Origin of the sequence: Mycobacterium celatum (assembly GCF_002101595.1) — a bacterium.
Lineage (GTDB): Bacteria > Actinomycetota > Actinomycetes > Mycobacteriales > Mycobacteriaceae > Mycobacterium > Mycobacterium celatum.
Window position 1 is genome coordinate 132,711 of record NZ_LQOM01000037.1, and the last position, 13,150, is coordinate 145,860.

Consider the following 13,150-nt stretch of genomic DNA (forward strand, 5'->3'; position numbering starts at 1 on the left):
GCCTAGCCACGCGAACTGGGCACTGGCGCGGTCTGTACGTCGGTGCGATCGCCGGGCGGGTCGAGCGGTTTGGCGTCGAAGCGCTCCAGCAGTCGAGCGCCAAGCTTTTCGAGGGTGTCCACCGAAAACGGCTGCGTCATGCGGCGGTTGACGCCCGGCGCAATGCGCAGCATGAAATAACCCAGCCAGGCCTCGGTACGCACCGGCACAACCGCGAGGTCGAACCGGACTGCGCGCACAGCAGCACGCGCGACGAGGTTGGGGCTCATCGGGGCGAACGGAAGCCTCTCGGCAAGTTCTTGCAACTGCCGGTTGACCCGCTTTCCCCGATCCATCAGTTCCTGGTCGACACCGACGGTGATCGCGTGTTCGCCGATATTTGTATTGATCACTCCGGGGCAGATCGCGCTGACCCCAACACCTTTGGGTCCCAGCTCCAGCCGCAGGCATTCGGTCAACATCTTCACCCCAGCCTTGGACACCGAGTAGGGGGCCATCACGGGTGTCGGTGTGAATGCCGCGGCCGAGGCGATGTTGACGATGTGCCCGCTGCCCCGTTCCACCATCTGCGCGCCGAAGGCCCGGCATCCGTACACCACGCCCATCAGATTCACGCTGAGCTGCCGCTCCCAGTCGGCCGGGCTGAGCTCCAAAAACGGTCCACCGACCAGCATTCCGGCGTTGTTGACCAGCACGTCGGTATCACCGTGCTCGGCGAGCACGTCACGCGCGAACGCCTGCCAGGCTTCTGGATCGGTGACGTCAAGCTGCACCGCCGAAGCGCTTCGCCCGTTGCCGCGAATCATCGCCGTGGTCGCGGACGCCGCGTCCAGATCGATGTCAGAGACCACCACGTGGGCGCCCAGCTTGGCGAATTTGATCGCAGTGGCCCGGCCGATGCCGCTCCCGGCGCCTGTGACGATGACGAGACGGGGATGCAACCTGTTGATCTTCACGCGTTCTCCTTCGACTTGGCCGCGACGTGCTTGTGCACCGCAGGACCGAGGCTGTAGCGATAGACGTCCAAGTCGTAATGCCGGTTCTGCCAATACATCTCACCGTGCGTCGACGGCCGGAACGGCGAGTCGCCCTTGTTGTCGATGTAATAGGTGTTCGAGCCAGCACAGGTCGGAGTGAACAGGAAGTTGCGCTCTTGACGCTTCAAGCACTTCCGGAAGTACTCGTCGTGCGCTTCCTGACGGATCTCGCAGATCGTCGCGCCGAGGCGCTTGGCTTCCGCGATGGCCCGGCTCAGGTGAGCCGAGGTTGCCTCGATCATCCACAGGTAGGACCCAAGAACGAAGCCGTACGGCCCGGTGATCGTGAACATGTTAGGGAATCCCGGCACCGAAACGCCTTGGTAGGCCTGGTATCGGTGCTCATCCCAAAATTGCCCGAGGTTGACACCGACGCGACCGATGACGGGGAACGGTGGAACTGCGCGGTTGTCCCACAGGCGGAAGCCGGTCGCGCAGATCAACACGTCGACGGAATGCTCCACACCGTCGACGGTGCGCACACCGGTTTCGGTGATGCGGTCGATGGTTTCGGTGACCAGACTGACGTCGCTGCGGTTGAAAGTCTTCAAATAGTCGTTGGACATCGACGGTCGCTTGCATCCCAGCCCGTAGCGCGGGATCAGCTTTTCCCGGATCACCGGGTCGTCGACTTGGCTGCGCATCCAGCGCCGGACCGGGATTTCTGCCAGCCGTCGGCTGGCATCGGTAAGCCAGCGCGGGCCGACCAGCTGGCCGCTCATCGCGATTTCTGTCCCCACCGTGCCCACCAACCGGATCGCCGACCGAAGCCGCCTACGCCCCATGACCCAACGCCCGACGGACTTCATTTCCATGTCTATTTTGGGAAATACCCAGATCGGGGTGCGCTGGAAGACGGTCAGGTGATCGACCTCGTCGACAATGGCCGGCACTACCTGCAACGCGGTCGCACCGGTGCCGATGATCGCGACCCGCTTGCCCTCCAGCGCGACATCGTGATCCCACAGCGCGGTATGCATCAGTGTGCCGCCGAAATCGTCCAGCCCCGGGATATCGGGCATTTTCGGGCTTTCCAGCCCACCGACTGCCATCACCGCGTATCGGCCGGTGATTTGCTCGCCGCCGTCGGTGGTCAACCGCCACAGGCAGTTGACCTCATCGAAGACTGCCGAGGTAATCGTGGTGTTCAGTCGCAGCTTTTCCCGCAGACCGTACTTGTTCACCATATCGTTGGCGTACTCGCGAAGCTCTTCACCAGGGGCAAACAAACGCGACCAGTCGCCGCGCTGCTCGTAGGAGAAGCTGTAGACGAACGACGGGATATCTACTGCCACACCGGGATAGGTGTTGGCGTGCCAGGTGCCGCCCACCTGATCCCACTTGTCTAAGAGGACGAAATCGTGAATTCCTTGCCGCTGTAGCGCGATGCCAGCGCCAATGCCGCCGAATCCCGCTCCTACGACGACGACCTCATAGTCGGGAATCACGCGCTCCTCCGTCGGCGTCGGCACGGATTCGACAGTTGTACTCAATGGAATCCCCCTGCTACTTGAGGTGTCCGACGAGGGCGCCCTCGGCCCCAAACAGTTCCTGGCGCCACCGCTCCACCAGATGGTCGGTTTCAATGTCGTCCGGATGGAAGCCTGGTCTCATGTAGGTGCGCAGGTCGGCCATCAATCCCTTCACCAAGGGTCCTCGGAAGAGCCCGATGGTCTGCCGCAGCACTGTGATCGGGCGCCATCCTCTGGGGTCCGTCGCGATGGACAACAGCACTCCCACAGTCACAACGGGAATGGTGAAGTAGTACATGACCGCCATCACCGAGATACGGAGCCACTCCGGCCCGCCGACCGCCCGATAGACGTCGAAGGCGACAGACTTGTGCTCCAATTCCTCCACGGCGTGCCAGTTGAACAGGTTGCGGACCTCCGGATCCTCAGCGATTGCCTGGATTTCGTCGCTGGACAGCACGCGTTCGGCAAGCGTCGCGGTGTAGTGTTCGGCCGCCGCCGTCATCGCCAAATGCGCCAGGGCCGGGGCTCGATTCTCGATACGCAGAATTAACCGCTGGCGGCGGCTGTCATGGGGAAATGTGAACAGCCGTACGAACGGATAGCCCATCTCGATGAGTTTCTCGTTGAGCCGGCGGTGTTCCTGGCCATGCACCGACTCCTGCCCGATGAACGCGGCCACCCGCTTTTTCAGCACCGGGTCGCTCACGCGATCGGCAAAACGGCGCACCGAGCGGATGAACGACTCCTCACCCGGCGGAAAAGCAGCCGACAGCACGGCAACCAGGTGGCTGAACGGAATATCGCCCTCCACGAAATGGTGGTTCATCGGCTGGGGATCTCCGAACCGGAATCGGATCCGCCGCACCTTTGGATACGGGTTCGCGGGAGCCCTTTCGTTCGTCGCAGTCGTTATCGGATCAGCAGCCATGGCCGTTCTCTCCTTGTAGGTATCGGTAGGTCATTTCAGGTGGTCGACGAGTGCGCCGTTTGCACCGAAAAGCTCCGTCTGCCAACGGTTCAGTAAGGCCGTCGTATCGATGTCATCGGGATGGAAACCAGGTCGCAGGTACTTGGCCAGGTCGCCGAACAAGCCTTTGAACAGCGGGCCACGCAACTGTGCGTAGGTCTCCCGAACCAGTCGGGCGGGCTGTCGTCGCGCGACTGGGTCGCGGGCCAGCGAGACCGCCAGTGACGTCGCGGTCAGCGGAATCGTGAGAGCAATCAGGGCCATCATCACAGCGATGCGCGCACGCTCGGACCCGCCCATCGCGCGGTAGACGTCAAAGGCCACCGATTTGTGCTCGAGCTCTTCCAGAGCGTGCCAGTTCAGCAGATTCCAAACCTCAGGATCGCCTGGTATCGCCTGGATTTCGTCGTTGGACAACACCCGTTCGGCCAATACGGCGGTGTAATGCTCGGCAGCCGCGGTCATCGCCAGATGCATGCGGCTCGGAATCCGCTGCTCGAAGCGAATCTGCCTTTCCTTCCACGGCTTCGAGTCCCACCATTCGATCCGGTACCCCTTTTCGACGAGCTTCTGGTTGAGTCGGCGATGTTCTTGGCCGTGCATGGATTCCTGACCGATGAACCCGGCGACCCGCTTCTTCAGCGTCGGATCGGTGATGTGGTCGGCGAAACTGCGCACCGACCGGATGAACGACTCCTCACCTGGCGGAAAAGCAGCCGACAAGCCCGCCACGAAGTGGCTGAAAACGATGTCGTCGTTGACGAAGTACTTGCCGTAGGTGCGGTCCTCGCCGAAGCGGAAGCGGATCCGCCTGGTCTTCGGGTAGCCGGCCATTTTCCCGACTGCGTCGGCGACGGCGACTGCTGCTCGTCCTGAATGCCCGCTGGCCATAGCCCAGCCCCTTTCTGAACACCTAGTACCTAGTACTAGTAGTACTAGTTACAGACGGTACTGCGCGGCGTTGCCCCGCGCAAGACCCTTCTGTGACAACGGCTGCCGAAGGCCGCACGCCTGTGGTGCGACGTCGACATTCGCATGGAATTTATTGCAGGACAATGGATTTAGCGACGACAGGCATGGAGCAGCACCAGCCATGATTAGCATGCACGCGCCGCCCGTTGGGCGCCGACGGTCATAACGACTTGCGATTGGCGCCGGAGTTGGCCGCATCGTCATCCTCCCGTAGTGGGATGTCCCAAATAATGTGACTGATATGTCACTCTGTCAAGTAGGGCGTCTGGCAGCGCGGTTATTTGCGGAGGTTGTCGGGGCGCTCAGCCGGCGGTGTCGAGCGGCAGCACCTTGTCGTCGGGATCGAGAACAACCCCGCGCGCCGCGGCAGTGGTCGAAAGAGCACCCCACACAAAGCAGGTGAGCTGATCGACGAGAGCACACTTGTTGATCGCCGGACCGTTCAGCCAGCGCAGCACGCCAAGCGTCACCGATCCAAGCGCAGCATCGACGACATACTCGAGATTGGCGCTGCGTCCGCCGCGGGCCCGAAGCACCGCGGCCCAAACCTCGACCATGGCATCCGACAGCGGCCTGCCGCTGTCGATCAACTCCGCGGCCGAACGCCCGTCCCTGAAATGCGAGTCCACTAGGAAGCGAAAGAGAGCGGGGCGCTCGTCGACCAGGTCGACATATCCGGTCAGCGCTGAGCGAACCAACTCCCGCGCCGTTGCGGTGACATCGAAATGCGGCACCACGCGCTCGATGATCATCTCCTGCACGCGTTCGGCGACAGCGGCGAACAACGTCGCCTTGTCCTCGAAAAAGCGATACAGCTTCGGCCGGGTTACAGCGGCCGTCTTGAGAACGTCGTCGATGGACAGATGTGGACCGTGCTCGTCGATCGCGCGAAGTGTCGCATCCACCAACTGGGCCCGCACGGCGGCCCGGTGCTCACGCCACCGGTCGGCCCGGGCATCCCCGGTCAACTTCGGCAGGCGTCCACGACCAGCAGGTGCGTGCGTCGACACGGGGGCAATCGTAATCGACACGCCCGATCAGACCATCCGACCAGCCGAAACGCGTCCGGTTCCCACGCCTGGGCCTCCACAGCTTGACAGAGTGACATATCAGTCCGATTATTTCGGGAGCCACCCATGCCTCGGTGAGTAGTGGAAGGACGCAATGCAGCCAGACGAAACGCCCGACCATGAAGTTGCCATCATCGGTGCCGGCCTGGGCGGGATCTGCGCCGCGATCAAACTGCGCGAAATCGGCATAGACGATTTCGTGATCATCGACCGGGATGCAGGTTTCGGCGGCACATGGCTGCGTAACACCTATCCCGGGGTGGGCGCCGACATCCCGGCGATCGCTTACCAGTTCTCTTTTGCCCCAAAAGGCAACTGGCGACGGTTTTTTGCCGACGGCGACGAGATTCGGCAGTACATCCTCGATTTGGCTATGACCCACCGCCTTTACCCGCACGCGCGGTTCAACACCCGAGTGGAGCGAGAGATTTTCGACGACGAAACCCACCAGTGGCAGTTGCACACTGCCGACGGGGACGTCATCACCGCACGCTTTGTCATCAGCGCGATCGGTGCCTACATCAACCCGAAAACCCAGCCAGACATCCCCGGGCTGAACAGCTTCGCCGGACCCGTACTGATTCCCTCGCGCTGGCAGCATGATCTGGATTTGCGCGGGAAGAAAGTCGGCATTATCGGCGTCGGCAGCTCCACGGTGCAGATCGCGCCGGCGATCGCCCGTGACGTTGCCAGACTGGACATTTACCAGCGCACTCCGCAGTGGTACTTCCCGAAGCCGGACTTCCCGATTCCCATTGTGCTTCAGCGGATGCTGGCGAAACGCCGGTTCGCCAACGCGGTGCACTCGGTGGCGTTGGCGTTTATCGAGGCGGGGCTTCGGGTTCTGATCTACACACCCCGACCGCTATTTCGGGTGGGCGCAGCAGTTTTCGACCGCGTGGCGCTATTGGCCTACATGCTGTGGCTGCGCTACAAAGTCCGCGACCGCCAGGTCCGATCCCAGCTTCGTCCCCGCTTCGGGGCAGGGTGCACGCGAGGCACCCTCGGCGGCGACTATCTTCCGGTGTTCAACCGCCGCAACGTAGAACTGATCAGCATCGGAATCGACCGGATCACGCCACACGGAATTGTCGACACCGCGGGAGTGGAACGGCCAATCGACGTCCTCGTGCTGGCCACCGGCTACGAGATGTTCTCCGACCCGGAAACGTATCGGATCGGGACCGTCCTGGGCAGCAACGGATTTGACCTCGCGGAGTTCTATCATCGCAACGGCTTGCAGGCATACCAGAGTGTGACGGTCCCGGAGTTGCCGAACCGGTTCATGATGGTCGGACCATATTCATGGACGGGCACCAGTTTCCACTACATCCTCGAAAACTCGATGCGGCACATCAGCGCCGTGATCGAGCTGGCCCGTGCCCAGAACGCCACCCGGGTCGAAGTCACCAGGGATGCACTGGCGCGCTTCCAGGCGGGCTTGCGACGCAGCGGCGCCAACCTTCAGCGATACTTCAGCTTCAACTGCGCAGGTTCGAACAGCTACTTCATCAACTCCCACGGTGACACGCCGTATGTGCGGCCGTGGACCATCCTGCAGTCACGCCGCCGCAGCGTGCGGTTCCCGGCGTCAGACTACGAGTTCACCCGCCTGAGTAGTCATGCACGAGAGGTCAGACATGCGGTTTGACGCCATACCGATTACCGCGGAGCGCGCCGACGAATTCTTCGAGACGGCACCTTTCGTCACATACATCCAACGCAGCTTCGCTGCCCCGCCGGAACACGTTTGGGGGGTCATCGCGGGCAGCCGAATGTGGTCCTGGCTGCCGACGGTGTGGGGATGCCGCTACCCGGTGGCTACCGAGCCGGCCGCTGGCGTGGTCCGCGATTTCCAGATGCACGTCCACAAGTGGCTGGTGTTCGCCCAGCACGAGCAGCTCATCGAATTCGATACGACACGAATGATGATGCGCTACACCGCGATCGATGCCACCCTGCCGGTATTCGGGTCTTGGTGCGAGGAATACCGCGTGGAGCCGGCCGATAATCCCGAGCATGCCACGGTGAAGTGGACGCTAGCCTGCGCACCGCGATACCTGCGCCGGATACCAGGTGTGCGCTTTGCGCTGCGCCCGACGGCGGCCGTCCTGCAACCGATCTTCCGGATCGGGTTGGGCGGCCTGGAACGCGAACTGCCGTCGCATGCGCCGCCGCAACTCACTGCGGGAATCCCGCTGGGGCTAAACAGTAAGGACCACATATGAATCCGCAGTGCAACGTGGCTGTCATCGGCGCTGGACCGGGCGGCATCGGAGCCGGGGTCCGGCTCCTCGAGGCCGGCATCGACGACTTCGTGGTCCTGGAACGCGCAGGCGCACCCGGCGGAAGCTGGCGCGACAACGACTACCCCGGCATCGGGGTCGACGTCCCCAGCTTCACCTACCAGTATTCGTTCGCCAAGAACACCACGTGGTCACGAATGTTTCCCACCGGCTCGGAGGTCTGGGCCTACCACGACACGGTCGCCCGCGAACGCGGCGTATATCCGCACATCCGATTCGGGGTGAATGTCGTCAAAGAGGAGTGGGACGACGCAGCCATGGTCTGGCGGCTGCACACCGCCGCAGGCGAGGTGATCACCGCTCGATTCGTGATTAGCGCCGTCGGCGCCTTCATCAACCCCAAACACGATCCTGGCATACCGGGCTACAACGGCTTCGCTGGAAAGATCCTGCGGCCCACCGAGTGGGATCACAACTATGACTTGACCGGTAAGCGGGTCGGCGTGATCGGCACAGGTGCCAGTTCAGTACAGATAACCCCGGCCATCGCACCGCTCGTCGAGACCTTGGCGGTGTTCCAGCGCACACCCGTATGGTGCTGGCCGAAGCCCGATTTCACCATCGGCCGCTGGCTACGGCTGATTCTCGGCCGCCGGACAACCCAGGCGGCCCTTTCCGGAGCGGCACTGATTTTGGTGGAGCTGGCGACTCGCCTGCTGGTGTACACGCCGCCCCTGATCGCCAAACCCGTGATGGCCCTGATGGATTCCGGGGCGCGCGGCCTCTACCGGTGCTACCTGTGGGTTGCCGTTCGTGATCGACGTGATCGGCGCTCGCTGACGCCACGGTACGGCCTGCTCGGCAAGCGTCCCACGATGTCGAACGCGTTTCTGCAAGCGTTCAACCGCGACAACGTCGAGTTGGTGGATTCGCCGATCAGCGAGATCACCCCTTGCGGGGTGCGGACCGCCGACCGCCGCGAACGCCAGCTGGATGCTTTGGTCGTCGCGGTCGGCTACGAACTGTTCTCCGACCCGGAGACCTACAAGCCGGGAATGGTCGTGGGCGTCAACGGGTTCGATCTCGGTGACTTCTTCGCGCAGAACCGGCTGCAGGCCTACGAGAGTGTCGCTGTGCACGGCTTGCCGAACCGGTGGATGCTGGTCGGCCCCTACTCGTGGACCGGCACCGGCTGGCATTTCATGGTGGAGTCGTCCGCACAGCACGCTGTCCGGGCGATTGTCGAGGCCAATCGTCGCGGTGCTGCATACGTCGAAGTCACTTCCGAAGCGCAGCGGGCCTACCACGAGAAGATCCAGCGTCAGGGTCGAAACATTCAGCATTACTTCCAGGTTCGCAACAAGGGTCTGCGCACCTACTACGTCAACTCCCACGGAGACATGCCCTATATCCGGCCGACCACCGCGCTGCAGTCGCGACGCGCAGCGGCCAGCTACCCGTTCGACGACTACCTGTGGCGAGGGCCGGTTGCGCGGACCGAAACCGCGCAGGCCGAACTGGTTGCCGGAGACATTCCATGATCGGTGGATATCCCAAGATTCGGCTGGACGGCGCTGTCGTCGTCGTCACCGGCGCCGCGCGAGGCATCGGCCTAGCCACCGCCAAACGCTTCGCACAGCGCGGTGCCCGAGTGGCCATCGGCGACCTCGATGGCGAGGCGGCCGCCGCGGCGGCGGACTTTGTGGGGCGCGGCATCCGCGCCTACCCGGTCAACGTGGCCCAATTCGATAGTTACCAAACGTTTCTCGACGAGGTCGAACGCGACCTCGGAGAGATCGATATCCTGGTCAACAACGCTGGGATCATGCCGATCGGGCCATTTCTCGCCGAATCCGCCGAGGTCACCCGCGCAGTGTTCGATGTCAACGTGGCGGCACATATGCACGCCGCACGCCTCGCGGCCCCCCGAATGATCGCGCGGGGCCACGGACACATTGTCAACGTCACGTCGGCGGCGGGAAAGCTGCACTCGGCCGGGCTGGCCAGTTACACGGCGTCAAAACACGCCGCGACCGCTTTCAGCCGCAGTCTGCGCGAGGAGCTGCGTCCGCACGGCGTATCGGTCACGGCGGTCCTGCCCTCGGCGATCAAAACCCAACTGGTCGACGGCATTCCGTTGGGGATGTTGAGTATGGGTGTGCTCTCAGCGAATGTTGTGGCGCGACGGGTCGTTTCGACGGTCCGTACCAGGCCGCCGCTGGCAAGCGCGCCGATGGGTCTCACCGCCTTGTTTACCGTGGCGAACCTCATCCCCGAGCGCGTGTGGCTGTTGGGTCGGCGGCTGGTGAATGCGGATCGAACGATGGGGCCGATCGACCGGACGGCGAGAGCCGAATACGACGCACGCATTGCGGCCAATATCGACCAGTTACACGACAGTGCGCCGGGGGTGGCGACGTGACATCCAGTGAATTGACGTCAACCGACACGGACTCGACTCCGGGCCGTCGCCGACCCGACATGCTGGTGGCAATCATCGGGGCGGGCATCGGCGGACTCGGCGTAGCGATTCACCTGCACCGGGCCGGCCACACCGATTTCACTATCTTCGAGCGCGCCGACGACATCGGCGGGACGTGGCATTCCAACCGTTACCCCGATGTCGCGGTGGATATCCCGGGCATCGTCTACCAGTTTTCGTTCGAAAAATCGCCGTTCTGGTCGCGTACGTTTCCCAAGGGGGCCGAGGTCCGCGACTATGTCAACCACCTTGCCGACAAGTACCGGCTGAGGAGCCACCTCAGATTGCGAACCGAGGTCATGCGCCGCGACTGGGACGAGGACAATCACTTCTGGGTCCTGGCTTTGAACGACGGGTCCAGTGTCACAGCACGTTTCGTGATAACCGCCACCGGAGCCTTCGTCGAACCACGTGTTCCCGACATTGCGGGGCTTGAAGATTTCGCCGGAAAAGTGATCCAGACCCAAGCTTGGGACGACGATTTCGATCCGGCCGGCAAACGGATCGCGGTCATCGGAACGGGCGCCACCGCCATCCAGGTGGTGCCTGAACTCGCCAAAACCGCCGCGAGGCTTGATGTCTACCAACGCAGAGCGATCTGGGTGTTTGCCAAGCCGGATTTCCCGATCCCGAACATCGTCCAGGCCGCATTCAAAGCCATGCCGTTTCTGCAGACGCTGGTGCGCGGAATCGCCGCCGCTTTCGTCGAGGTTGGCCTGGTCGCAATAACCGTCTACGGCAAGCAGATCGCGCCACTGGCGCGAATCCCGGCGCTGGCGTGCCGAGCGTACTTGTTCACCCAGGTCCGCGACCGTGAGCTGCGACAAAAACTCACTCCGCGTTACGGATTCGGGTGTAAGCGGCCCAGCGTGTCGAACGTGTATTACAAAACCTTCACCAAGGACCACGTCACGCTGGTAACCGACCCGATCGAGCGGATCACCGCCACCGGTATCCGAACCCGTGACGGCGTCGAACGCGACGTCGACGTGCTGGTGTTGGCAACCGGCTTCGAAATGTCGAACAGTCCGCTCGTGTATCGGATGCGGCCGGTCAAGGGCCGCAACGGGTTCGACCTCGCGTCGTTCTACGACACGCAGCGCGCCACCGCGTACGAAGGGGTGTCGATGCCCGGCTTACCCAACACCTTTATGGTGTTCGGTCCGTACGCGTGGTCCGGTAGTTCTTGGCACGTCATGGTCGAGAACGCGGCACGGCACGCCCTGCGGGTGATCGACGAGGCTCTTCGCCGCGGCGCGACCGCGGTCGAGATCTCCCCCGAAGCCAACGATCGGTTCCACCGGTTCGTCGACCGCCGCGGCTCGGCGACTCTGATGCACGGGCGCGCCTGCATCGATTCCAACAGCTACTACATCGACAAGAACGGCGACTTCTCGTTCTTGCGGCCGACCACTGCCTACCAATCGACGCGTGCGTCAAAGACATTCGACCTCGACGACTACGTCTACGAGTCCTGACCGTCGCGGCTTTGCGCCGTTAGCTCCCGCCACTGCGCTTCGGCCCGGCCGAGCTCGGTGACCGGCCCGGCGCCGTAGATCCACTCCGCCGCGATGCGGAACCAGTTTGCGCCGGCGCCGATTTGACTCAGGGTCCCGAACAGCAGGAAATCCAGTCGACGGGAAAACAAATGCTCCGGTGGCAGCCGTTCGTTGCGCATCGTCTGGAAGGACTCCGCGGCCGGGTTGACCACGCCCAGCAGGGCCGCGCTGACGTCGATCGGCCGTACCACCACGTACTCGTCGACGAAATTCCATCCCGCGGCATCCAGCGTGTATTCCAGGCAAGCCTGCGCCGACACTGTCGATCCCGGCCGCAGCACGCCGTACTCTTCCATGCTCGCCTGCAGACCCTCGCCGTCGCCAGCGATGCACAGTTGCGCCGCGCGCCGTTCGAATTCGACGGCAATGGGGTCCATGTGTTTGTAGAGACCGAAGTCAAGGAAGGCGACCCGACCGTCGGGCAGATACAGGAAATTGCCCGGGTGCGCGTCGCCGTTGAACTCGCAGTCGCGAAACAACGAACCGAGGTAGAAGCGGTAGATGATCTCCCCGATGCGGTCCCGCTCAGCCGTGGGCAGCTGCGCGACGTCGGCGGCCGGCAGCCCCGCCACGTACTCGGTGGTCAGCACCGACTCTGAACTCAACTCCGCGATCGGGCGAGGCACGTGGATGAACGGATGACCGGCATACCGGGCGGCGACTCGAGCCTGGCTGGCCAACTCCTGGCGGTAGTCGACTTCGCGCGATAACTCGTGAGTGATCTCGTCGAGAAACTCACGGGCCGCCACGGTGGGTATGGCCGCCTTCCACATGCGCAGGAACAACGCCAGGTTTTTCAGGTCGGCCCGCACCGCGGTGCGAACACCGGGATACTGCACTTTGACTGCCACGTCGAGGCCGTCGTGCGTCACCGCACGGTAGACCTGTCCGATGGACGCGGCTGCGAACGCGTCGGTGTCGAACGACGAGAACAACCGCTCGACCGGGGCACCGAGTTCGCCTTCGATCACCGGGCGCATCGTCTCGAACGGCATGGCGTTGATCGAGCCCTGCAGTTTGGAAAGCTGTTGGCGGAAGTAGTCCCGCGAGCGTGCGTCGACGATTCCGAGGTCGACCACCGACAGCAACTGGCCGATTTTCATTGCCGCGCCACGCATATTGCCGAGCACGGCGACGAAGTCGCGCGCGATGCGCTCGTTGGCGCGATCCAGCATCGCCTCACGCCGGCTTTCGGTGACAACGATCGATCCGGCTTTGATCGTGACCCGCCGCAACGTCTGCTTGGCAACGAGTCCCCCCAGCCGCGCGCCCCGGCCCAACCGGGACGTCGCCAGCGCGTCGGCATCCTTCGACGGTGCTGGGCCGTTCGACATGGGCTCAC

General features: G+C 63.1%; 11 protein-coding genes. 5 read left to right on the forward strand and 6 right to left on the reverse strand.

Translation table 11 applies throughout. From position 1 onward, the window contains the following. Positions 1-2: 2 nt before the first annotated feature. From AWB95_RS16895 to AWB95_RS16915, 5 genes are all read right to left on the reverse strand, one after another. Positions 3-956, reverse strand: coding sequence for an SDR family NAD(P)-dependent oxidoreductase (locus AWB95_RS16895; protein WP_084706907.1), 954 nt, complete (start codon positions 954-956; stop codon positions 3-5). Next, entirely contained in the window at positions 953-2,509 is a 1,557-nt protein-coding gene (locus tag AWB95_RS16900; RefSeq protein WP_238600898.1) for a flavin-containing monooxygenase, read from the reverse strand. The genes AWB95_RS16895 and AWB95_RS16900 overlap by 4 nt, the downstream gene beginning before the upstream one ends. 34 nt (positions 2,510-2,543) lie before the next feature. Further along, positions 2,544-3,440 (reverse strand): metal-dependent hydrolase, encoded by an 897-nt coding sequence (locus AWB95_RS16905; protein ID WP_062538462.1) that lies wholly within the window; start codon positions 3,438-3,440, stop codon positions 2,544-2,546. Between the two features lie 30 nt (positions 3,441-3,470). Then, entirely contained in the window at positions 3,471-4,370 is a 900-nt protein-coding gene (locus AWB95_RS16910) for a metal-dependent hydrolase (RefSeq protein WP_084706906.1), read from the reverse strand. A 383-nt stretch (positions 4,371-4,753) separates the two neighbouring features. Next, a complete protein-coding gene (locus tag AWB95_RS16915; protein WP_062538460.1) occupies positions 4,754-5,461 on the reverse strand; it encodes a TetR/AcrR family transcriptional regulator in 708 nt (235 codons plus the stop codon). A 154-nt stretch (positions 5,462-5,615) separates the two neighbouring features. Between AWB95_RS16915 and AWB95_RS16920 the strand changes: the two genes are divergently transcribed. Genes AWB95_RS16920 through AWB95_RS16940 form a run of 5 tightly spaced genes read left to right on the forward strand, consistent with a single transcriptional unit; the run spans position 5,616 to position 11,727 of the window. Beyond that, a complete protein-coding gene (locus AWB95_RS16920; RefSeq protein WP_062538459.1) occupies positions 5,616-7,172 on the forward strand; it encodes a flavin-containing monooxygenase in 1,557 nt (518 codons plus the stop codon). Beyond that, a complete protein-coding gene (locus AWB95_RS16925) occupies positions 7,162-7,749 on the forward strand; it encodes an SRPBCC family protein (RefSeq protein ID WP_099539576.1) in 588 nt (195 codons plus the stop codon). The genes AWB95_RS16920 and AWB95_RS16925 overlap by 11 nt, the downstream gene beginning before the upstream one ends. Beyond that, on the forward strand, positions 7,746-9,308 hold the full coding sequence (locus AWB95_RS16930) for a flavin-containing monooxygenase (protein WP_062538458.1): 1,563 nt from the start codon (positions 7,746-7,748) through the stop codon (positions 9,306-9,308). Before AWB95_RS16925 ends, AWB95_RS16930 begins: the two co-directional genes overlap by 4 nt. Continuing rightward, positions 9,305-10,189 (forward strand): SDR family NAD(P)-dependent oxidoreductase, encoded by an 885-nt coding sequence (locus AWB95_RS16935; protein WP_062538457.1) that lies wholly within the window; start codon positions 9,305-9,307, stop codon positions 10,187-10,189. Before AWB95_RS16930 ends, AWB95_RS16935 begins: the two co-directional genes overlap by 4 nt. A gap of 59 nt (positions 10,190-10,248) precedes the next feature. Continuing rightward, positions 10,249-11,727 carry a flavin-containing monooxygenase gene (locus AWB95_RS16940; RefSeq protein ID WP_062538472.1) on the forward strand — a complete coding sequence of 493 codons (1,479 nt, stop codon included), beginning with the start codon at positions 10,249-10,251 and terminating at the stop codon, positions 11,725-11,727. Here the strand turns inward: AWB95_RS16940 and AWB95_RS16945 are convergent. Beyond that, positions 11,715-13,142 (reverse strand): ABC1 kinase family protein, encoded by a 1,428-nt coding sequence (locus AWB95_RS16945; RefSeq protein ID WP_062538456.1) that lies wholly within the window; start codon positions 13,140-13,142, stop codon positions 11,715-11,717. The genes AWB95_RS16940 and AWB95_RS16945 overlap by 13 nt on opposite strands. Positions 13,143-13,150 lie beyond the last annotated feature (8 nt).